A 23,283-nucleotide genomic window follows, 5' to 3' on the forward strand; every position below is an offset into this window, starting at 1 on the left:
ACAAGGGGCATCCGTTATGTATTTAAACACAGCATTCTTTTTCGTTATATTGACATATAACAAACAAAATTATATTATATCTATAAATAAACAAACAAAATTATATTATATTTGATTATTATACGGTTGAAATGACCATAACAATGATAAAAGGAGCTTTTACATGAAATCATCGGAATCCTGGTTGCAAACAGCTTCATTGGAAGAGATCAAGCGTGGTTATATGGAGGAGGGTCCCGCCTATATATGTGTCTGCTGCGGATACAGGACGGAATCTGGGATTATCTACCCTGAAGAAGGAGTGCTCTATGAGGCAGCCCGTTATATGCGAGTGCACATTGAGAAGGTTCATGGATCGGTATTTGAGTATTTGTTGGAGCTGGATAAAAGCGTAACCGGATTGTCTGATGTCCAGCGTGGATTGCTGGCCCAGTTTTATGAAGGAAAGAAGGATGCTGAAGTACAGAAGGCCCTTGGTATCGGGAGTGCCTCCACGATCCGTAATCATCGGTTTGTATTAAAGGAGAAGGAACGACAGGCCAAGATATTCCTGGCATTAATGGAACTGCTCAAAAGTAAGGATACCCAGGCTCCAGCCGAATGGGTGTCACCGGTGACAAGACATGGACATACCATCCATCGTGATTCATTTGATATTACAGAACAGGATCGGGAGAAGGTGCTGAATAAGTATTTTCCAGAGGGTACTGGCGGTCGGCTGACGACGTTTCATATGCAGCAAAAGCATAAATATATTGTGCTCACCGAGATTGCCAAACGATTCGATACAGAGCGCAAATATACCGAAAAACAGGTCAATGAGCTACTGAATGAAGTTCATGATGATTACGTGGAAATACGGAGGTATCTCATCGACTATGGTTTGCTGGAACGTGAGCCAGACGGCAGTCAGTATTGGCTGGCAAGCAGCGCAGATCAACAGATCGCCGGAGATGGAAAACAGGAACGCAAAGAAAAGGGGGAGCAGGAGAAGATGAATCGTCGCAAAGAATTGCAGGAACAGGCCAAAGAAGTTAAAACGGAAGCGGGCGTCTACCAGATTCGGAATGAACGTAACGGTAAAGTTTATATCGACAGCACACTGAACCTGAAAACCATTAACGGACAACGGTTTATGTTACAGATGGGTAGCCATCTGAATCGAAGATTGCAGGCTGAATGGAATGAATATGGAGAGACTGCGTTTGTGATCGAGGTGCTGGAGACATTGAAACAAGACGATAACCCGTATTACGATTCCAAAGATGCACTCGCCAAATGTCTGAATCGCTGGTTTGAACAGTTAGAGCCCTATGGAGATCAAGGGTACCACGGAGATAAAAAGCAATCGGTTTAACTCCGTTATTCCGTACCAAACCCCTCTTATTCAAGCGAATGCATAGAATTGCTTAATTTTCTCAGGCTTCAGGGATCATCATGAGTTCGAATAATTCTATTGTGCAGTTGGGCAGCTGTAGAGGCTGTAATCGGAGGTATTGTTGTAGAAAGCATCTCGCTAGCATCCGTTGGTTTGCTTGGTGGAGCTTTGGTTGCCATTGGACTGATCCCGGCAATTATTTCATTGTCCCTGCGTCGCCGATCTGCAGCTGCGGAACGAAATGGAGCGTAAAGTACCTTCTTTCTCAGAAATGAAAATACCGCCTGAGCGTTGTTGAATAACGCTCAGGCGGTATTTCCATACTCATGGAGAACATTGCATTGCGTTTTTTTAAGTGCAGTATACCGTGATAGTTCATTCAGACGCCCCAAATACAAGTTCATCCTATGGGAAGTCAGTTGTGCACCTCGAACGAATGACTACACGGTAATGTCTCCGCACCAGCGAGTGATTCCTTCATTTATGGTTTGCATTGGATTTGGATCGGATAGAGAAATCGCCCAGGCAATATGCCCATCCGGCCGAATAAGCGCCGTGTGGATGTCGTTCCAATCCGCGTCAGCCTCAGCCAAAGAGGCATGTACAACTTGAAGGTTGTTATACGATTCCCATTGACCGCTATTCTGTTCATTAGAATGGAAATGCAGCAGAAGAAAAGTACCTTTGTGTAGTAACGGATAGGCGTTGATCAATTGCCCGTCTTTCAGCTTTAAGCTTAGATCCTTAAAACGTTTCCCATTTAAAGGATGGGGAGGCGCTTCGGCGTCTGGAGCATAATGTACATCCATTGCGGAAACTTGTGCGGCGATTTGATAATTTGCCTCCGGTATTTGAATCAGTTTAGCTAACATGCTTCGAAGTTCCGTGATAGGGGGAGTCACGTCCAGAAGCAAGGTTTGGACCTCGGTATTCCGGAGCAAGGCCGTATTCCATGGAAAGCGTTCGGCATGATAACTGTTCAATAGCCAGTCCGGAGCCCAGCCTTTGATTGCTCCTGCAAGCTTCCAGCCTAAGTTCATCGCTTCTTGTAAGCCAACGTTCATTCCCTGTCCACCAGCGGGAAAATGAATGTGCGCCGAATCTCCCGCCAAGAACAATCGACCATTCCGATATCGTCCCGCTTGCCGCGTCGCGTTTCCGAAACGGGACATCCATTTCACATCGTTCAATCCCAGGTCGCTTCCGGTCGTACGGATGAGCGATGAACGAAACTCTTCCAATGTAACGGGCTCATCCTTAGAGATGTTACTTCTCTCCATATCGATCATCAAGACCCGATACATATGATCATTGATCGGCATGATGCTGACCAATCCTTTTTCTGTAATCCGGGATATGACACTCATAGGAGCCAAATCAGATAGAATGGCATCCCCCAGAATTGCCGTGAAGGTCGCATCTGTACCTTCAAATGATATATTTGCATGCTTGCGAACCAAACTTCTGGCTCCGTCTGTACCTACCACATAAGCTGATCTTAACGTTGTTTCTCCATGAGGTCCTGCGATCTTAACGTCAACCCCATCCTCATCCTGGTGTACAGATAGAGCCTCAACCTCTCTCCAGACCTCTGCGCCAAGGCTAAGCGCCCATTCCTCCAATACCTTCTCCGTCTCACTCTGCGGTAAAAATAGAGTGTGATTGGAAGAAGAATCCAAAACGGTGAAATCCAAAGGAGTTTCTAATCCGGCGAAATGTCCTCTCGAAAGTAAGCGGCCTTGACTGATTAATTGTGATTTCACTCCACGCATATCTAATATTTCAAGAGTTCGAGGATGTACGGTAAGCGCGCGTGAATAAGGGGTTGTCTCTTTTAATCGCTCAATGACGCAGACCTTTACACCGGCTAATGCCAATTCCCCAGCCAGCATCATGCCGACAGGTCCGCCACCAATCAGGATGACTTCATATTTCATATCAAAACCCTCTTTTCTTATACATTATGGGAAAATCACGATAGCGTCTATTTCGATAAGCCATTCAGGATCGGCTAGTGCTTGAACGCCTATATACGTACTTGCTGTCTTCGGCCAGTTAGGGCCAAACACATGAAATCCTGCCTCAAAAATAATAGAAATCAATTCCGGGTTGTGGTTTACAACAAAAATATTCATTTTTTACAATGTACAAGGGATCCGCTCGCACGGCTTCCAATGCATACTTAAGGTTGGTGAACACTTGAATCGCTTGCGCGTAATAGTCCCCTGAACCGACCAATAATCCTGTTTCATCTACAGAAACCTGACCTGAGATGAAAGCCAATTTGGAGGCAGTAGTCACCACGACATGAGAAATTACAGATGTAACCTTATCCGTCAAGGTCTTCGGATTTACGACTTCCATAGGCAGGTATGCTCCATTTCCATATTTTATAAATTTCCTCTTGAAAAGTGGGCAAGTATTTCCGTCAAACCTCCTTCATCAATTATTGTTTCGTTAGAACCTTTTTTATTGCCTGTTAAAACAAGTGTGATGAAAATTATATATAATTTTAGTTTCATACGAAACAATATAACTTTACTTGGTTTCTATTTACCATGTCAACCCCAATCCCAATATGGGTATGCCCATATGTTTCTCAGAGAACAATCTATGATATAATAAAACAAATAAGTCGAGGAGCCAGCATAATGATGGATACTGCCAGTAAAAACAAAACGGCCATTCATGAATTTTTCGTTCAGTTTCTTGAGCAAAAAGAGCAATATGAAACCCGAATAACTGCCTCATACCTGGAGGATATCCGGAAGCATATTGAATCAGAATTCAGCTTGAATATGACGGAACTGCACACCATTGCATGCATCGGAGAGCAGGAGCCGATCAATCTCACTTCCATCGCGGAGAGAATCAATTTAAGTAAAGGAAATACCTCCAAGATCGCAAATAAATTACTAAAGGCAGGTTGGGTGCGAAAATCCCAGTTCAACGACAACAAAAAGGAAGTGTATTTTCGGCTAACGCCTATCGGCAAAAAGCTATTTGCTGCTCATGATGAGCTTCATACGAAGGAAAAGCAAAGAATGTACGAATTTTTGGAAAGATATAACGAAAGCGAGCTCGAATTTATTAAACGGCTGTTTGGAGATATGGTGGACTTCTATCGGTAACGTACCCAATAAATTGTTGTACATAGGTTAGACATCAATAACAATTGGGGATACAGTTCAAGTGGGAGGCTGCTTATAATTAATTCATCGGGCGGTCTATTAAAGTGAAGAACTGACAGAAAACAAGACATGCACAAAGTATGCAGAAAACAAAGGAACCGAGGGCAAGAATATTACACGCTTAACCTCGTCCGCAAAATGCAATATTTTAGCGAAGTATTGATCTTAAGTTGAAACACGTTGGTGAACACATCGATGATGCTCATCAGGAAGAAGAAGCGTCCTTCGCCTTCGATCCAGCCATATTTCACGTCCTATCATTACCAAAATCCCCTCTGCCAACGTGATGGCAAAGGGGATTTTGATGTAACAGACTATTTATTATATAAGTTGAACTAATCTTTTACACGATAACAGCGATTGGATGGTTATTCTGTCATCGTAGTGTCGGTGTAAACCATCTTTAGTTCAACGATTACAGCTTGAATTGTTCCACCAGCTTCTGCAGCTTGTGAGCCAGATGTGCAAGGGAATCAGCAGAGGATGATATCTCCTGCATGGAAGCCACCTGCTCCTCCGTAGCAGCAGAGATGTTCTCCGTTCCATCGGCATTGGTTTCCGATATCGCGTGGATCTGATCAATGGATTGCACCACTTCGGCTGTACTTGCAGACATCTGTTGTGAGGCAGCTGCAATGTTCTCAAGCTGATGATTGACGACCCCAACAGCCTCACTAATCTGGGCAAAAGCTTCATCTGCAAACTGAACGGCACGAATGCCGTTGCTTACATCCTGTTGCCCGATCTGTACATTGTGATTGGCCATGGAAATCTCCTGTTGAATCGCTCCGACCATCTCTACAATCTTCTGGCCTGAAAGGCTGGATTGTTCCGCGAGCTTGCGGACCTCGCTGGCAACAACGGAGAAGCCGCGTCCATGCTCACCTGCACGAGCTGCTTCAATGGAAGCATTGAGAGCAAGCAAATTGGTCTGTGCAGCGATATCTGTAATGACAGATACCATCTCACCAATTGATGTGGAATGCTGTTCAAGTCGTCCAGCAGTATCTGCCATACCTTGCACAAAGCGACTCACGGAACTCATCTCGGATACGGCCGTCTGCATGGTGGCATTCCCTTTATCCGCGAGCTCACTTGCTTGCATGGCAGCTTCGGATACTTGCTGTGTGCTGTTCGTTACCTGTCCTACACCTCCAGCAAGCTCATTCATCTGTAGTGCCGTATGTTTCAGGCTGCTTGTTTGTTTCTCAAGTCCAGCTGCGGATTCTTCCGTGATTAAGGCGACTTGCTCTGTTGCTTTGGTTGTCTCCGATGAGTTGACTGCCAATTGTGTAGATGAGGCGGTTAACTCGTCAGCCGTGTGTCGCACGTCCTGAATAACGGTTCGCAGGGATTCGCTCATTTTATTGAAGCTGGTGCTCAGCTTGCCAAATTCATCCTGTCCCAATACAGCAACCTCGATGGTCAGATTACCATTACTAATTTCGTCAGATGCCTTCACCAAGCGGTTCAGTGGTTTGGTGATTGATTGCACAATCCAGAAAATAATGATGGAGCTTACCGCAATTGCAATCGCTACAACAATAAGTGTGGTGTATAGGATTGGACGGACAGAAGCCGTCACTTCCCCACTGTCAATGACACCAACCACGGTCCAACCCGTCGTTTCATTGGTGGAGAAAAAGGCGTGTTCCTGGTTTCCATTTAGCGTATAAGTCAGACTTCCGTTTTTCTGTGCAAAAATATCTTTATAGGGTGCCATGGTTCCTTCGGTCCCCGGTTTTTCGGTAGGATGTACAATGATTTTATTCGCATTATCAATGATATAGATATAACCCTTCTCGCCAATCTTTGTGGAATTAACCGTCTTCGAGAGAGCTTCAAGCGATAGGCTGACAGAGACGACACCATGGCCATCCGCTGAGGTCTGAGCTACCGAAGCAACAACATTGCCGGTATTGCTTGATATGTAGGGGGTGATTACGGTAGGGACATCTTTGTTCTGTGTAGCAGCCTGATACCACGGGCGTTCGCGCGGGTCATATCCTTCTTTGTTCACCGCAGTTACAGGGGAGTTAATATACACACCCTGATCAGTACCGATGGAGGCAAGTTCCACGTCATCATGGGTTTCCTTATACGCGTCGAGCAAGGTACGGATGGTCTCCGTTTCGTCACCCTGATTAGGTCCGACATTGCCTGCGTCCAGCTGACTTGCCAGGAAATCAACATTTTTGCGTGTTGCACCAATGATCTGGTCAATGGTCTGGTTGAGCACCGTAACACTGCTGATCGCGTTCTCATACATTTTCTCTTCAACCTTGGCTTCGGCTGTTTGGAAAGAGATAATGCCCAGACTGATTGTTGGAATGAGTAGCACGATGGCAAATGACAAAATCAGTTTCTCTCTCATCTGCATCGTTCTCTCGGCCCCTTGTTTACGAATCTTTTTCATACACATTCCCCCTCTGTGTAACTCATCCCCATGTCTAGTGGACAAGTCCAACTGTTAAAAGATATTTCGTTCCATTCTTTCCAGAAGTTTCTGGTGCTATCGTATGACAAAATTCGAGTTTATTCAACATTTTTTATGAGTTTCACGAAAATTTTTTTCGTTTTTATAGGTATTTAGGATCACATCTGTTCTATGAAAATTAAACTGTCTCTCCCTTAGTGCACATCTTGTGGTATATTTCTAGATTAATGTGAAGTGAATACTGCAGATTGCGAAATCCATAAGGCATGTACCTGGTCATGTTGAATACATAAAGAAGTTGTTTTCATGGAGAATGTACCTGGATGGATCTACATCCATATATATCGGTTTATGGAGACAGAAATTGGAGAGGGGTTGTACCGCAGTTGGACCAAAGTACACTACAGATATCTGGACAGGAGAACATGGAAGAGGTCCAGGATCAGGCTACATTCATGCAGGGGGTCAAAGATTGTATCCCAACCCTGCTTGGTTATTTGAGTATTGGTTTTGCAGCGGGTGTCATTGAAATGACCGCAGGTCTGAGTCTGGCGGAAACGGCACTGCTCAGCCTGATTTTATATGCAGGATCGGCTCAGTTCATTGCAGCAGGCATGCTCGCATCGAATGGGTCAGCAGTAGCGATCATATTCACCATATTTTTTGTGAATCTTCGCCATTTGCTGCTCAGCGCAGCTGTATCGCCGTATTTTCGGCATCTGACCCCGCTTAAAAATATGTGGATTGGTTCATTGCTTACGGATGAGTCTTTTGGCGTAGCGATGACACGTGCGATTGGCAGAGGAAGGCTCAGTGAACGCTGGATGCATGGTCTGAATATTACTGCGTACCTGAACTGGTTCGTGGCTAATATGGCGGGAGCATACTTTGGACGCTGGATTACCAACCCGGAACGACTGGGTCTGGATTATGCCCTGCCTGCGATGTTTATCGGACTGGTTGTACTCCAGTTGGTGCATCGTAAAAACAAAAAAATACACATTAATGTGGCAATTATCGCCGTTGTCTGTGTAATCTTCGCCAGCATGGCTTCACTTGGCAGCATGAGTGTCATTGTGGCTGCGGTCATTGCGGCAACGATGGGAGTGTTCATGGAACGATGGAAGTAAGATGGGATGTATTCTGGATTATTATGGGCTCGGCGCTATTAACATTTATCCCGCGTGTACTGCCACTGATGCTGTTCAGCAAGATACAGATTCCAATGTGGTTGTTACGCTGGCTGGAGTATGTACCCGTAGCGGTCATGGCAGCACTGATTGGTCAGGAACTCTTCATGTCGGACAACCAGTTAGTGCCGATTACGCAAAATGCAGCTCTGTGGGCTTCCCTGCCTACGATTGCAGTAGCGATCTGGACACGCAGTCTGCTTGGAACGGTATTGGTCGGTATTGTGGCTATGATGATTTTGCGATATTGGATCGGATAGTTGAACTAAAGAATATTTACACTAACCACTTCGATGACAGAACAACCTTCCGATCACTGTTATCCCCAGATTTTTTAATTCACTTTTATAAAGGTGGAAATCTTGTGATAAAGGCGAACGCTTCGCTTCTTCAGGTTCTTTCTGTCCTCTACGTTCTCGTGTAAATGGCTAGTTCAACTTATATAGGTTGTATTGTAATATCCGGTAACTCTTTCGCAGGATCGGTTAATACTGTTCTATAGAGGACAGATAGCCTATCTGAGCGAAGGGAGCTGGATTCATGAGTGAACTGAGGCGCAAGTTGTTAATTACGGGAGCTGCCGGAGTCATTGGTCGCAGTCTGCTGGAGGGGCTGAGAGCCAAGGGTGCGTATGACATCGTTGCAGCTGATCTGCGTGAAGACGAGGAAGCTGGCATTGTAGCCATGGATGTGACAGATGGGGAACGTCTGAAGGAACTAATGCAGGGGGTTCACACCGTTCTGCACATTGCATGGGCCAAGGATGAGGAAGATTTTCTGGGCAAAGTTCTGCCGATCAACCTAACCGGAGCTTACCATGTGTATGAAGCTGCACGGTTAAACGGTGTTCAGCGGGTGATCTTTGCAAGTTCCAACCATGCGACAGGCTTCTATCCTACAGGTGAAGATATTGAAGTGGATGACCCATACCGGCCGGACAGCTTCTATGGACTTAGCAAATGTTATATCGAACTGCTGGGACGTTATTACGTCGACAAATATGACCTGTCCTCATTCAACATTCGGATCGGAAACTTCTCAGGTGATACATACCCGCACTCGGAGCGCTCGGCTCATATTTGGATCTCACCAAGGGACATGGTCCAGCTCGCTGAGTGTTGTATTGAAGCGGATTCGGATATGAAGTATCTGAATCTGTACGGGACTTCAGCGAATACAGACAATTACTATGATATTGGCTATCTGGCGCAGAAGATTGGATACCGCCCACAGGATGATGCAGCCGAGTTGTGGGAAGAGGCAAAGCTTAGAGGCGTACCCGACAAACAGGATGAGACAGCCTATCAGGGCGGAGGCCATGTGGAGAAAGAACCAAAGGATTCATAGATGGGTATCTATATAAGATGAATTAATCATTTATACGATAACGGAGAGGGCAGAAAAAACCTGAAAAAGCGAAGCGTTCGCCTTTATCCTCGGATTTTTCCCTTCGGAAAAGGGAATCAAAAAAATCTGGGGATAACAGCGATTGGAAGGTTGTTCTGTCATCGAAGTGGCGGTGTAGATATGTAGGTTAACTTATATAGTGATGAAAACGCTATTTTCTATTTTAGCCGAAGGGGATAAAATGGAGACTGAGGTGTTCAGTGTTTCCATTTTGCACAAGAGGAAGGAACGATTTCAATCATGAGTACTAGTCCATCCGTTATATTGTTTCAGGGAGACTCGATTACAGATGGGGGAAGATCACGCAATGATGATCCGAATCATTTTCTCGGACACGGATATGCGTATCTGATCTCCAGCAAACTGGGTATGGAACTCGCGGGCAAGGATAAGACGTTTTATAACAGAGGTATCAGCGGGGATCGGGCATCGGATCTGTACGCACGCTGGAATGAGGATACAATTAGTCTGAAACCGGACCTGATCAGCATCCTGATTGGGGTTAATGATGCATGGCGCACGATGAATGGTGAACCTAGCGGGGTAACGGATCGTTTCGGACGGGCGTATCGCCATTTGCTCGAAGAAACTCGGGAAGTGATGCCGGATACGGGGCTGATTTTGATGGAGCCGTTTATTCTGAGAACCGGAGCGACCGCGGAGAAATGGGAAGCCTGGGAAGAGTATGTCGGTCAGTATCAGAAACTGGCCCGAGGTCTTGCTGAAGAATTTGGCGCTGTGTGGGTGCCATTACAGCAGACGTTTAATGACGCTCTGAAACAGGCGGATGCAGCGTACTGGTTATGGGATGGCGTACATCCAACCGCAGCAGGTCATGAGCTGATTGCACGCCAATGGTTGTCTGTTGTACAGAATTCTTCGCTTGCGATTGTGTAATAACAACAGCGGACAGTTACAATATGGGCAACAGCATTATAGGTATACAGGATTAGTTGAGGATATAAGATAGTTAAGAATATGAGATAGCCATAAAAAGCCTGTAGTGACAGGCAGAATGCAACGGAGGACCTGACGAAGGTTCTTCGTTTTTTGGTGTTGGGAAGGAGAAGGGTGTAACGTCGTGGAAAGGGTTCTAATGGATAATTCTTCAAAAGTGCTATCATATCCGGTAAAATGAAATCGATTACATTATAATATTGATATGACAATCCATTAACAAAGAGTGGTGAATCCAGTGGAAGATTCCATTCACGAAGTCGAAAATGAAAATATAAACCAATGTGGAAATGAGAGCAGAGCATTGAGATCCTTAAGTGCCGACAGACTCTTAGAGAAGTTATCCCGGCCTGAGTTGGCTACGTTATACACAGACGTGAAGGTTTACGCTGAACGTGCCTTGAAAGAACCGATGCCTTCCTTGTCGTTCCGTCTATATCGACAGTTCGGCGATACGGGGGAGCGGAAAGCCTATGAGCAGGCTTATTTCGATCGAAGAGGCAGACTTGCTACTGTGGCGATGCTCGCCTTGGACACGGCTAGGCCGGATGCACTGCAAGCGCTGGAAGAAATGTTGTGGGACGTGTGTGGTGAGTATACGTGGTGTTTGCCCGCACATCTGGGTACGGGCGAGGTCAACCAAGTGGCTGGAAACATCGATCTGTTCGCCGCAGAGACGGTACATATGCTGGCCGAGATTGTGACCATTCATGCCGAGCGGCTGGACCGCCTTGTCATAGAACGGATCCGGTTCGAAGCAGAGCGGCGAATCTTCACTCCGCTTTACCGGGATCAGCAGAAGTTCCACTGGCAGACAGCGGATCACAATTGGTCGGCCGTCTGTGGTGGGTGCTGTGGCATGGCCGCGTTGTTGCTGCTCGAGGATGAGTTCACACTACAGGAATCGATCTCCCATACGGTCAGCTGTATGAACGCATTCTTGAGCGGATATGGCGAGGATGGCGGCTGTGCAGAAGGCATTGGATATTGGGTATATGGATTCGGTTATTTCACCTATTATGCCGAGATGCTTTGTGAGTACAGTGAGGGCGAACTAGATCTACTGACGGGTTCCAAAATAACAGCTATCGCAGCCTTCCCACTGCAAGTTCATCTGTCAGGTGGAACATTCGTAAATTATTCGGACAGTGCCGAGCAGGAAGAGATCCCTTCTGGATTGCTTTCCCTGCTCGCGTCCCGGGTTGGGTTGCAGATAGATCTTCCGTTTCATATTCCACTGCTTACTGATGATCCATGTCATCGCTGGGCTCATCTATTGCGGAACGTGATGTGGAGCGATCCGGCAGTATACGGTGATGAAGGTGCCTCTGGGCAGGCTGAACGAGGATTTATTTTTCAAAATCTGGGCTGGATGATTGCAAAGGGATCGTTCGATTCTCCGGATACAAAACATGCGAACGGCGCACCCCTTCATGTGGCTATTTCCATTAAAGGCGGGCATAACGATGAACCTCACAACCATAATGATCTGGGGCAGTTCATTATCCATTGCGGTGGTGAGAATATTCTGTGTGATCCAGGAGCAGGGTTGTATACCCAAGCGTATTTTGCACCAGGCAGAGAGCAGTTGTTCCACATCTCATCATCCGGGCATAACGTTCCGCTCATTGAAGGCCAGGAGCAAAGCTCGGGCCGGCAAGCGCAAGCCCATGTGTTAGAGGCAAAGCTGGCAGAGGGTGGCGGCGAGCTGAATGCAACAATGGATCTAACAACCGCATACTCTGGAGCTGCTTCACTGGCTCGTTATACGCGCCAATTTCATTGGAAGATGGCTGCTGACGGTAGCGGGAATGGAGCGGAATTGCGTCTGATTGACCGTTTTCAATGGAAGAGCAGGATTATGCCTTCGGCTAAACGATCATCTTCAGTGGACGATTCAGTTTCACATGCAGAGTGTTCAAGTGTTGTGGAGCGATGGATGAGCAGAGTAAAACCTGAGGTGGTGAAGAGCGGTAATCTTCGCTGGCAAGGCATACATGGAACGGTCCATATGATGTATGATGCGAACCAGTGGCAGGTCTTTACGGAGGCAATAGACACAGTTGATCATGATAATGTTCCGGTCACATTCTATCGGACGTCACTATCATGGACAGGTGTGATCGATGAGACGGATGTTCGGATAGAAAGTTCTGATCTGATTGAAACGATATGTGAGGTACGCTTCATCATTAATCCGAAAATGGGAGAAACCGAGGTGAGCATGCGTGATTAAATATACATCTGCGTCCACGTATCCATGGAAAGACGAACTCGAACATTACCGTACATTGGCAGAACAAGAGGGCCCTCCTCCGGCAGACGGCTGGAATAGGGAGCGCAAGTTGGCACTTGTTGAAAGTGTTGTTCGCGCTTACACACCATATCAGGACAGCCAGGGTGCAATTATCGACCCGTTCTCGGGTGTGGAGAGATATTATTCTACACCGGCCTATGCGATGGCTGCGGCAGTTCTGGTTGATGCGGGGCGTACAGATCTGCTGGATTCCGCAGCGGCAGCGCTATCACAGAGCATTGATGCCGTAGTCAATGGTAGTGCACCTGACAATCACCCTGATTTTTTTCCGGTGCTCATGATGAGAGCTTATATGTTGTTGAAGTCACATCTGCCTGAACAAGCACAGATCTGGGCTGAGGCACTCAAGACGATTGATCCAGAACAAGATTATGTATTTACGATGAGCAAGATGAATAATCCCAATCGCATGATTAACTGGAACGCCATTATGATCTCTGGCGAGTATCTACGGTGGCGTGAACAGCTGGCGAGTGAGGATACAGCGTGGATGGATCGTTATCTGGAAGCCTATCATGTGCCCCGATTTACAGCACTCGGATTGTATCAGGATGGACCGCTGGACCGCCCGAATTGTCCATTTTCCTATGATATTGCTACCCGTTATCACCTTGGGGTGATGCTTGAAGCTGGTTACGAAGGTGCCACTGCCGACAGGTTGCATGAGCAGCTGCGCCATGGTGCCTTCAGCTCGCTACTGACGCTCTCGCCGCTAGGTGAGATTCCGCCGCGTGGTCGCAGCTCCCAGCACCAGTGGAATGAAGCAGCCGCAGCTTATGTATGCTCCACACATGCAACGCAGGCTCTGGAGGCGGGAGATCCGGTGATGGCGGGTGCTTTTGCACGTGCGGCCAATCGGTGTTTTGCTGCTGTTGAGCGCTGGAAGATGGATGATGGACGTTTGAAAATCGTGCGCAATGAATACTCGCCAGAAGATCGGCACGGGTATGAAATCTATACCAACCACACCTGTTACAACCTGTGGACGGCAGCAGCGCTGGCTCACGCTTGTCTCAGTGATCCGGGAGACGATGTGGGCGAAGTGTATCTTCCTTCCGAGGTGGGCAGCCGGGTTTTGCAGACCGATGGGTGGTTTGAAACTGTGATTGCTTCCATACCTGGTCAGCAACTGGTATTACACACGGCGATGAATGATCCGTATACGATCCCTGGTTTGGTACGGATTCAGCAGATGGGGTTACCTGGTCTGATTGGTCCGTCCGCTGCCAGCCATGTGCAGGCCGGGTTTACGGAATTTGCCGAAGGGGAGGTCCGTCCGCTCAGCTACTGTCCTGCCTGGAAGACACCAGATGGGGTATGGCACAGTCTTGCAGAGGGGATTCCATCCGGTGGTGCATATGATCGTGACGTTGGATTGGACCCTGCACAGGGAGGAGGTTCCATTGTGTATGAGAAGGCGGACCATGATACCCGGAATCAAGTGGAGCAGTATCTGGCGGAAAGAGCGGCGGAAGATGTGGTAAACGCCTCGGAAAATTCTTTTGCCGTGACATGGGTTGGTCCATTACCCGGAATTGAAACATTGCGTACTCATTATGTGCAACAGGCAGACTTGCTGACCATAACGTATGAATTCGAAGGTGAGATCGCGGCGGCAGGTGCACTCATTCCGTTGATGTTCCATGATGGTCGTGAACAGGCGGTGATTACCCACACGGATTATAGTGTGCGAACGGAGTATCGCGGGGCATATGTAGAATCCACAGCGCTGGATCAGGGAGCCATTATACATCTGGAGGAGCAGGCCGTGGCTTCACGTAATGGGTTGCTGAAGGAAGCATGGATTGAAGTGAACGGAGCACGTAGTCTGACATTTTCGATCCGATTGGGCGAGTTTAACTGAAGGTGTTCAGGTTGAGGATGAGCTGGAGCATCAAGCATAGATGTCTGGTATTGAATCGAGGAGGGATATGTTCATGAACACATCAACATCGGTAAAATGGCTCGAGGAAGCGTGGCAACAGGGTGCTGCCAAAACGATTCGGAACGCAAAGCGGATCAAGGATACATTTCCACACATTGCCCCTCAGGGGATGTATGATCGAAATGATCCGGAATGGTGGACAGCAGGTTTCTGGCCTGGATTGTTATGGCTGGTCTATGGGGATACGCCGGAAAGTGAAGCGGCGGCTCCACTACATCGCATTGCCGAAAGCTGTGAGCGGCAACTGGAAGGTTGTCTGCGTGATCCCGAATCGGTGGATCACGATCTGGGGTTCATCTGGCTGCTTAGTGGCGTAGCCAACTACCGCCAGACGGGCAGCATGGATGGACGGCGGCGTGGAATGCTTGCCGCCAACCTGCTCGCTGCCCGGTTCCACGTGCGCGGTGAGTTCATCCGCGCCTGGAACTTCAGCTCGTCAGCAATGGATACGCGCGGCGTAGCCATCATTGACAGCATGATGAACCTGCCGCTGCTCTACTGGGCATCTGAGCAGAGCGGCGACCCTCGCTTCCGCTGGCTGGCGGAAGCACATGCGGACACCGTGGCGCGCGAATTCATCCGCGCTGACGGGTCCATCTGCCACGTGGTGGAGTTTGATCCACACACGGGGCAGAAGTTGCGAGAGCATGGCGGACAGGGCCATGCTCCAGGTTCCGCCTGGGCGCGGGGGACCGCCTGGGCGTTGCATGGGTTTGCGCTGTCTTTCCGGTATACGGGCGAAGCCCGATATCTGGAGACAGCGGAGCGTGCGGCCGATTTCTTCCTCGCCATGCTTGGCGAAGAGATCGTGCCGGTGTGGGATTTCCGCGCACCTGCGGAGCATCAGGTGGCGTGGGACTCGTCCGCTTCGGCGATTGCCGCGAGCGGGTTGCTCGAGCTGGCGAAGCTGTCGCCACGCGGGGAAACCTATGCCGCCGCGGGAGAGCGTATCGTCCGCGGCTTGCATGAGCACTATAGCTCTGGCGACTCGGCAGCGGAAGAAGGTCTGATCATGCAGGGAACGGTGCATTACCCGGAAGGGCGAGGGCTGAATGTGCCGATTATATACGGCGATTATTTCTATATGGAAGCGCTGGCGAAGCTGCGTGGATATGCGGGGTTATTTTAAAAAAAGATTTGAGTGCTATGAACAAGAGGAACTGAAGGTGAGAACGGATCAGTAGGGTTGTGTTCGTGTTATAAGCCTTCGAGTTATTTCATTAGATTCAACCAGTTAACCAGTTATATATTCAGTATGTAATTGTCAGTAGCATCATTAGCAAACCATCATCACCTGTCCGCGTGCGGTTGTCTCTAGGATTAGGAACGATATCCCTTCTATTGGAGACGGAGTATACCTAAGTTTGAGCTTTGAATAGAAAATCAAGGTGAGCGGACAGGCGGATGGCCCTACTGAAAGAATCGATTTTCACTTCGAAGGCGTACGTCTCAGGATGACAAAGTCGGCAGAAGATTGATCTGGATAACGCTGCGGAATAATCTCATGAACTTTGAAATCAGGGTAGTCGAAGAGATATTCGAACAGATTACGGTCCTGGATTGTATCAATCCCCGGGTTGCCGTTTTCTTTCAAACGGGTGTAAAGCACCACCCATGCTGTTGAGGAGTGCAGAATATCATAGAGGGTATTGCGAAAATCTGTTTCATCCGTGATGTGATATAACACATCCAGACAGACCGTCAGATCGGCTTGCAGGAAACCTCGGTTAATCCATAGGCCTGGTGTATACAGCATGAAGCTCTTGGACGAATCCTTGGCAAATTGGGAAGCACAACGCTTTACTGAAGAAGCCGCTACATCCACGCCCAGGTAGTCCTCATAATTCATGTATTGCAACTGGTTGCCATCCCCACACCCAAACTCAATGACACGATGAATACCTTCACGTTGAATCAGTCCATTCACGACCTCGGCCTTAAATTCAGCCAAAACGCCGTATGAACCCCTCCCAGAAGTTTCACCCGAACGATATGTTTCCTCCCAATACCCGATGTAATCAAAAGGCTGATGCATTATGTTTCCTCCAATCCTGTTAAAAGAAGTTCAAGACAGTCAATATACATAGGTATGCGTAATATACGCAGGTATGATCAGTTGAAACAGGAATAGAAGATAAATTAATTTCCATAGAATTCCCTGAAAATTTCCTGAAAGTCTAAACATCTGGAAAGGACTTGCCGACATAAAACATAAGGAAAAAAATGATGATAATCGGGGGGAAATGATGTTAAAGCCAAGATTGACCAAGTACATGGTGATGATGCTGGTGTTGATGCTGAGTATTTCCAACGTAGGCTTGGCCGCTGCGGCAGATAAAGAACTGTCCAAAATTGTGGTTTCCAAGAATGAGATGTCGCTCGAAGTTGGTGATTCCAGTTCCGTTACGGTGACAGGTGTATATTCTGATAATACGTCGGCAAACGTAACGATCAGTTCATCCTGGAGTACCAGCGATGCTTCGATAGCAACTGTATATAATGGCGCAATTACAGCCAAAAAAGAAGGTACAGCGACGATTACCGCAGCTTACCAGGGTCAGAGTCAGACCGTTCAAGTGAAAGTGACGAAGAAAGTCAAAGCCCTTTCGAAAAACGTGCAAAGTCTGGATTTGCGCACGGGAGATACAAAAGAAATTATTTTGACAGCAACGTATAGTGATAATGAAACAAATAATGCAGCAGCAAGTACCGCAGAATGGTCTACCAGTGATGAGAAGGTTGCTACCGTGGTGAATGGTAAAGTAACTGGACAAAGCGCGGGTACGGCAGTTATTACTGCGAAAGTTGGCAGCCAGAGCGTGACGGTGGATGTTAACGTTGAAGTGGTTAAACGTGTAGATGTAGATAAACAGCAGGTTAACCTGTTGTTGAACAAAAGTGAAAGTGTGAAAGTGACGGCTACGTATCCAGATGGCACAACCAAAGATGTAACGGATCTGGCGGAGTGGACATCCAGCAATGAGAAGGTCGCAGACGTTCTCAAAGGCGAAATTACAGGATACTCGGCAGGTTCTGCCAAGATCACAGCCAAATACGGTACGAAATCCGTTTCCGTTGACGTGGATGTAGATCTGACCAGCAAGCTGAGTGTGGAGAAACAAAGTATTTTCTTCCGTTTGAGTGAGACAACCAAAACGGCTAATGTCGTTGTAACGGCTTCTTATCCAAACAGCAGCGATGTGAATGTAACGGATCAGGCAACATGGACATCCAGCAACGAGAAGGTTGCAACGGTGTTCAAGGGACAGATCACAGCCATTAGTGCAGGTTCAACAACGATCAAAGCAACCTATAGTGGCAAAACTGTAGAAATTGCTGTGGATGTAGATACGGCAAGATATTTGGATATCAAAGATGTAAATGACAAACTCGCCATGAGTGTTACGGGTGATAACAAGTCCAAGACATTGGTAGCCAATGCAGAGTATATTGATGGAAGCACAGAAATTGTAACTTCCAAAGCAACGTGGACTTCAAGCAATGCAGACGTTGTATATGTATCCAACGGCGATCTGATCGCATACAAATCCGGTACGGCTACGATCTCTGTAACTTATGGCGGTAAAACAGCTAAGTTTACAGTAAATGTTGACGTTCCGGACAAGTATGAAATGGATAAGAAAAAAGCATCCGTAGCTGTTGGTGGAACGACTTCTGCCAAAGTACTGGCGTTGTATGGTGAAACATCCAAAGATGTATCTGAAGATGCAACCTGGAGCAGCAGCAGCGACAAAATCGCTGAGGTAGATAGCAAAGGGGTTATCACAGGTGTTGCCACAGGTAAGGTAACCATTACTGCGAAAATTGAAGGCAAAACGCTGACTCTGCCTGTTGAAGTAGGTATGGCTAGTGGACTGGAAGCAGATGTGAACTTCGTTGTTCTGTCTGCCAAAGAAACTCAGACGATCCTTCTAACAGGTACGGATGAGGACGGCAACACGCTGGATGTTACATCCGAAGCAACCTGGAAATCCAGCAATGCACGTGTAGCGGATGTGAAAAAAGGCGTGATCACAGGTAACAGCAGTGGTAAAGCCAACATCACAGCAGAATACGGCTCCAAAAAAGTGACGATCCAAGTTGAAGTGGATGTCATCTCACGTATTGAAGCTTCCGAGCCGGCTCTGTCCCTGAAATCAGGCGATACAGCTGATCTGACAGTAACTGCTATCTTGAGCGATGGTAGCGAGCGTGATGTTACGGACAAAGCTGAGTGGAAAACGAACAGTTACAAAGTAGCTCAAGTGACCAAAGGTAAAGTCAAAGCTACAGGTTCAGGTAAAGCCAAAATCACGGCCAAATACGGCAGCAAGTCTGTCACGATCGCTGTAGATGTGGATACACTGAAATATTTGCAGACGGATAAAGTAACGTTGACCATGAAACCTGGTGAAAAGGTAACTGTGGCGGCAACTGCAACGTATGCCGATGGCAGTGAAGCCAATGTATCCAAACCGGCTCTCTGGAAATCTTCCCGTATTGCAACAGCATCGGTGAAAGATGGAGTTATTCAGGCGAACGGCAAAGGTAAAGCAACGATTACGGTGACATTTGCAGGTATGAAAACCAAAGTCACGGTAGTGGTTGAAGCGAAGTAATTGCTTTTCCAAATGTGAGCGTGAAACACACAAATAAAAACGGTGATGCCAGCTAATAGCTGGTATCACCGTTTTTGGTCTATAAACTAGAACGTGTCTTCAAGCGCTAACGAATCTGAAACGTCTTATTCAGGGATCGTTCCCTGTATGTTCTATAACTACATCGTGTGAGACAGTACCAGCGCACCATAGGCAAAAGCGATCACGATTAGAATGGCTGGATGCAGCTTGGTCTTGGTCATGACCCAGAGCGAGATGCCTGCAATGATCAACGTCTGCCAGATGCCGATGGAATCGGTGGATAGCTGGCCGAATTCCCATGTGAGCAGAATCATGAGTACAGCGATAACCGGCTGCACGAGTAGGGTCATACCTTTGACTTTTGGTGACGTGCGATGTTTGTTCAACAGACGAAGTAATAAAATTAATGCCGTTGCGGAAGGTACGATCGTGGCAAAACTTGCGATAAATGCCCCAAACCAGCCTGCCACGTGATACCCGACAAATGCAGCGATTTTGGTTGCAATTGGGCCGGGAAGGGCATTACCAATCGCCAGTACATCCCCGAATTGCTCTGTGGTCATCCATTGGTAATGGTTCACAATCTCTTCCTGCATAAGCGGAATGGAAGCTGGACCACCCCCATATCCCAAGATGTTGGCTACAAAAAATCCCCAAAATAATTCCCACCATGTCTGGAGCATCCTTAGGACACCCCCTTATCGGACTTGCCTTTGGATTTGAAGCGCTGGACTAGCTCCAGATGGAAGACACCATATCCAAGGAAAACAGCGATCACAATCCCCGGATGGATATCCAGAAGCTGCAACAATACAAAGGCAATCACGCCGAATAAGGCGGCAAAAACTTTACCGAGTCCCTTCCAGGCTTTCATGGCAAATTCATAAGCCATCATGCCCAGCATGACAAAAATGACCGGCCGCACGGCGGCTACCATGCCTGCTACCACTTTTGACTCGCGCAGCGCGTACATGGAACCGAGCAGAGCAATAATGGCAATGCTTGTCGGTAAAATATGAGCGAGTACGGACACAATCGCGCCCAGCACACCTTTGATTTTATAACCGAGATATGCGGCCATCTTGGTTGCGATGGGACCCGGCAGGGCGTTGGCGATAGCCAAAATCTCGCCGAACTCCTCATCACTGACCCATTTGTAGCGCGTAACGGCTTCGTAACGGATTAATGGGATCACCGAAGGGCCACCGCCATATCCGAGAATTCCGGTTCGTACCATTCCGATGACGAGACCGTTGTAATCTTTCCAACCCATGCTGATTTCCTCCTAGAGTCTCATGCCCATCCGGCTTTTATAACGTTTCAACAATAGCTGTGATTCCACTTTGACGATACCTGGCATCTTATAGAGCTTCTCCAGCAAGAACTGCTCCATCTCTTCCATATCCGCAAAAATACCGTGCATGTGCAGAGTACTCGGACCTGTCATATGATAAAGGCTGGTGACGGCTGGCTCTTCGTCCAGTTTCTCAGCGACTTCATCCAGGAAGGGCGGTTCAACATCGACATTAAAAAAGGCGGAGACCTGAAGCCCAACCTTGCCAGGGTTGATCACCACGGTGAAACGTTCGATGATTCCTTTTTCGGATAACGCATTAATGCGCGCCTGAACAGCTACACGCGACAACCCAATCTGTGTACCCAGGTCCGTGTAGGATATCCGGCTGTTCTTGTGAAGCGCGGCGATGATTTTGCGATCCATCTCGTCGAGATTGTACATTTGTGGAATTTCTCCTCCTTTGGAGGAGCGTTTCTCTGACATGTTGACCATCCTTTTCTCTCGCTATATGAAATGAACAATGAAATTTTACTAAACATACAATGTGTATGTGGCATTCATAGTTTAATGACGAATCGTAACTGGAGTCAATCTATTTATCTTGATTATTGAATTTAACCGATTTTGAGCCTTCATTTTGTCATTTTGACCAATCGGAAATAAAAAAGACCACTCGCACAGTCCAATAGCGAGCAGCCGGTTAATAGGTAGCTGAAGTGAAGCGAAGAGCACGATACGAAGCATGTCCGGTTATACTTGGGCTGTCTTGGGCAGTAAAAGGGTAACTGTCGTGCCTTCGCCAGGCTCGGAAGAAACTCTCAACGTTCCTCCTGCACCACGGGCACGCTCTTCCATACTGAACAATCCAACGCCATTGCCAGCAGTCGCTTCGCTGAATCCGGCACCCTGGTCTTCAATAATAACCATCGTCATGTCCTCAGCGTCTTCTATAGTAACACGTGCCTCGGCAACATCGGCATACTTCGCGACATTCGTTAAGGCTTCCTGAATAATTCGGTAGATGGCTATCTCCCGGTTCATCTCCAGTCGTTTGCGCAAATTACATTCCAGATCAACTTCGATCCCGTAGTGACGGGTGTAATTCTCGATATACGTACGAATCGCCGGAACAACACCCAGGTCATCCAGAACGGACGGTCTCAGCTCCCATGCCATACCACGTACATCTTCCATAATACCCGTGACCTGCTTACGAAGTGCTTCAACCCCGGGTTGAGGCTGGTCTGCCAGCAGTCGGTCCATCTGAATCACCAGAGAGAAGAGACTCTGTCCAATCCCGTCATGCAGTTCACGCGAGATTCGGCGTCGTTCCTCTTCCTGAATATTCATGACCTGGGACATCATCTTCTGCAATTCGGCTTCAACGGATTTCAGCTTGGTGACTTCACTACGTACAGCCAGGTATTGATATGGCTCGCCGTCGTTATCAAGGAAAGGCACGATGGTGGTGTTGACCCAATAATGACTGCCATCTCTGGCACGATTGCGAATTTCCCCGTTCCATACCTTACCTGAGGATATCGTGTCCCACAGGTTTTTCATAAAACTTTTGCCATGGTATCCGGAATTAATGATTCGATGATCCTTACCGATCAGTTCCTCACGCTCATACTGCGAGATTTCACAGAATTTATCATTAACATATTGGATTTTCCCTTTGCGGTCCGTGAGGGCAACAATGGAGGACTCATCCAGAGCGAACTTCAGATCACTCAGTTGATGCAGGGAACCCTTCAACCTGCTGCGAAATTCATTATCCGTAATGTGATTATCGATTTCGTTCAGCAGGAGGCGTACGGGCTGGTCTGCGAGTCCACTTAGTCTGTTCTTGCGTGCACTACTCAAAGTTCAGCAACCCCTTTTTCATGGCGAACTTCACCAGTTCCGGTCGTGTACGCAGGCCAAGTTTCTCCATCAGATTGCTTTTGTGGGATTCGACCGTTTTGACACTGATGATCAGATGTTCGGCGATTTCCTTGTTGGCGTAACCTTTGGCAATCCAGGACAAAATCTCTTTCTCCCGCTCGGATAACGTGTCATACGGTCCGGCGTTTTCCTGTTTGGCTTTGTCCAGGTATTCACTCATCAGCCGTTTGGTCGCACTGGGGTACAGATAGGCGCTACCCTCTGCTACGGAACGAATCGCGGCAAGCAATTCTTCATGCGGCGCACTTTTGAGTATGTATCCGGATGCTCCTGCATGGATGGCGCGGAACAAATATTCTTCATCGTCATGCATGGTCAGTATCAAAATGGAGACATCTGGCATCAATTTCTTCAATTCAGCAGTAGCGGTCAGACCGTCTTTGCCTGGTGGCATGCTGAAATCCATCAAGACCACATCTGGCTTCAACTCTTGTGCCTTGGCAATGGCTTCATCGCCATCTGCGGCATCTCCAACGATATGTATATCATTCTTTCCTTCAAGTAAGGCGATCAGCCCGGAACGCACGACAACATGGTCGTCTACAACTAATAGTTGAATCACATGATTTCCCCCTGT

20 protein-coding genes are annotated in these 23,283 nt (G+C 47.5%); 11 read left to right on the forward strand and 9 right to left on the reverse strand.

The window, feature by feature from the left end:
• The first annotated feature begins 163 nt into the window (after nt 1-163).
• Nucleotides 164-1,357: a DUF2087 domain-containing protein gene (locus V6669_RS01860; protein ID WP_338590176.1), complete on the forward strand. Its 1,194-nt coding sequence runs from the start codon at nt 164-166 to the stop codon at nt 1,355-1,357.
• 99 nt (nt 1,358-1,456) lie between these two features.
• A complete protein-coding gene (locus V6669_RS01865) occupies nt 1,457-1,630 on the forward strand; it encodes a hypothetical protein (protein WP_176873052.1) in 174 nt (57 codons plus the stop codon).
• 188 nt (nt 1,631-1,818) lie between these two features.
• Here V6669_RS01865 and V6669_RS01870 read toward each other — a convergent pair whose 3' ends face one another.
• Complete coding sequence (locus V6669_RS01870) at nt 1,819-3,315, reverse strand: monooxygenase (protein ID WP_338590179.1); 1,497 nt, start codon at nt 3,313-3,315, stop codon at nt 1,819-1,821.
• A 145-nt stretch (nt 3,316-3,460) separates the two neighbouring features.
• On the reverse strand, nt 3,461-3,742 hold the full coding sequence (locus V6669_RS01875; protein WP_338590181.1) for a Rid family hydrolase: 282 nt from the start codon (nt 3,740-3,742) through the stop codon (nt 3,461-3,463).
• Nucleotides 3,743-4,029: 287 nt separating this feature from the next.
• Here V6669_RS01875 and V6669_RS01880 point away from each other — a divergent pair, with 287 nt between their 5' ends.
• Nucleotides 4,030-4,509 (forward strand): MarR family transcriptional regulator, encoded by a 480-nt coding sequence (locus tag V6669_RS01880; RefSeq protein WP_235193904.1) that lies wholly within the window; start codon nt 4,030-4,032, stop codon nt 4,507-4,509.
• 475 nt (nt 4,510-4,984) lie between these two features.
• Here V6669_RS01880 and V6669_RS01885 read toward each other — a convergent pair whose 3' ends face one another.
• Entirely contained in the window at nt 4,985-6,985 is a 2,001-nt protein-coding gene (locus V6669_RS01885) for a methyl-accepting chemotaxis protein (protein WP_338590185.1), read from the reverse strand.
• A 446-nt stretch (nt 6,986-7,431) separates the two neighbouring features.
• Here V6669_RS01885 and V6669_RS01890 point away from each other — a divergent pair, with 446 nt between their 5' ends.
• The 7 genes from V6669_RS01890 to V6669_RS01920 all read left to right on the forward strand — a co-directional run bounded on the left by V6669_RS01890 (nt 7,432) and on the right by V6669_RS01920 (nt 15,951).
• A complete protein-coding gene (locus tag V6669_RS01890; protein ID WP_338594809.1) occupies nt 7,432-8,136 on the forward strand; it encodes an AzlC family ABC transporter permease in 705 nt (234 codons plus the stop codon).
• The gene (locus V6669_RS01895) at nt 8,127-8,456 is read left to right on the forward strand and encodes an AzlD domain-containing protein (protein WP_076319591.1); all 330 of its coding nucleotides are present in this window, start codon (nt 8,127-8,129) and stop codon (nt 8,454-8,456) included. Before V6669_RS01890 ends, V6669_RS01895 begins: the two co-directional genes overlap by 10 nt.
• Before the next feature lie 289 nt (nt 8,457-8,745).
• Complete coding sequence (locus V6669_RS01900) at nt 8,746-9,543, forward strand: NAD(P)-dependent oxidoreductase (protein ID WP_338594811.1); 798 nt, start codon at nt 8,746-8,748, stop codon at nt 9,541-9,543.
• Between the two features lie 300 nt (nt 9,544-9,843).
• Nucleotides 9,844-10,500, forward strand: coding sequence for an SGNH/GDSL hydrolase family protein (locus V6669_RS01905; RefSeq protein ID WP_338590190.1), 657 nt, complete (start codon nt 9,844-9,846; stop codon nt 10,498-10,500).
• Between the two features lie 364 nt (nt 10,501-10,864).
• Nucleotides 10,865-12,796, forward strand: coding sequence for a heparinase II/III family protein (locus V6669_RS01910; RefSeq protein WP_338590192.1), 1,932 nt, complete (start codon nt 10,865-10,867; stop codon nt 12,794-12,796).
• Nucleotides 12,789-14,741 carry a glycosyl hydrolase gene (locus V6669_RS01915; protein ID WP_338590194.1) on the forward strand — a complete coding sequence of 651 codons (1,953 nt, stop codon included), beginning with the start codon at nt 12,789-12,791 and terminating at the stop codon, nt 14,739-14,741. Before V6669_RS01910 ends, V6669_RS01915 begins: the two co-directional genes overlap by 8 nt.
• A gap of 73 nt (nt 14,742-14,814) precedes the next feature.
• Nucleotides 14,815-15,951, forward strand: a complete 1,137-nt coding sequence (locus V6669_RS01920) for a glycoside hydrolase family 88 protein (RefSeq protein WP_338590196.1) — start codon at nt 14,815-14,817, stop codon at nt 15,949-15,951.
• Nucleotides 15,952-16,251: 300 nt separating this feature from the next.
• Here V6669_RS01920 and V6669_RS01925 read toward each other — a convergent pair whose 3' ends face one another.
• Complete coding sequence (locus V6669_RS01925; RefSeq protein ID WP_036616541.1) at nt 16,252-16,857, reverse strand: class I SAM-dependent methyltransferase; 606 nt, start codon at nt 16,855-16,857, stop codon at nt 16,252-16,254.
• Between the two features lie 208 nt (nt 16,858-17,065).
• Between V6669_RS01925 and V6669_RS01930 the strand changes: the two genes are divergently transcribed.
• A complete protein-coding gene (locus V6669_RS01930) occupies nt 17,066-19,441 on the forward strand; it encodes an Ig-like domain-containing protein (RefSeq protein WP_338590199.1) in 2,376 nt (791 codons plus the stop codon).
• Nucleotides 19,442-19,599: 158 nt separating this feature from the next.
• Here the strand turns inward: V6669_RS01930 and V6669_RS01935 are convergent, their stop codons facing one another.
• The 5 genes from V6669_RS01935 to V6669_RS01955 form a co-directional block, all read right to left on the reverse strand.
• Entirely contained in the window at nt 19,600-20,145 is a 546-nt protein-coding gene (locus V6669_RS01935) for a chromate transporter (protein ID WP_145152194.1), read from the reverse strand.
• A 2-nt stretch (nt 20,146-20,147) separates the two neighbouring features.
• Nucleotides 20,148-20,735, reverse strand: coding sequence for a chromate transporter (locus V6669_RS01940; protein ID WP_338590204.1), 588 nt, complete (start codon nt 20,733-20,735; stop codon nt 20,148-20,150).
• Nucleotides 20,736-20,747: 12 nt separating this feature from the next.
• Entirely contained in the window at nt 20,748-21,242 is a 495-nt protein-coding gene (locus tag V6669_RS01945; RefSeq protein WP_062837151.1) for an Lrp/AsnC family transcriptional regulator, read from the reverse strand.
• A 267-nt stretch (nt 21,243-21,509) separates the two neighbouring features.
• On the reverse strand, nt 21,510-22,625 hold the full coding sequence (locus V6669_RS01950; protein ID WP_338590209.1) for a PAS domain-containing protein: 1,116 nt from the start codon (nt 22,623-22,625) through the stop codon (nt 21,510-21,512).
• Nucleotides 22,618-23,268, reverse strand: coding sequence for a response regulator transcription factor (locus V6669_RS01955; protein WP_017691068.1), 651 nt, complete (start codon nt 23,266-23,268; stop codon nt 22,618-22,620). Before V6669_RS01955 ends, V6669_RS01950 begins: the two co-directional genes overlap by 8 nt.
• Nucleotides 23,269-23,283 lie beyond the last annotated feature (15 nt).

This window comes from Paenibacillus sp. Y5S-9 (assembly GCF_036894235.1).
Classification (GTDB): Bacteria; Bacillota; Bacilli; order Paenibacillales; family Paenibacillaceae; genus Paenibacillus.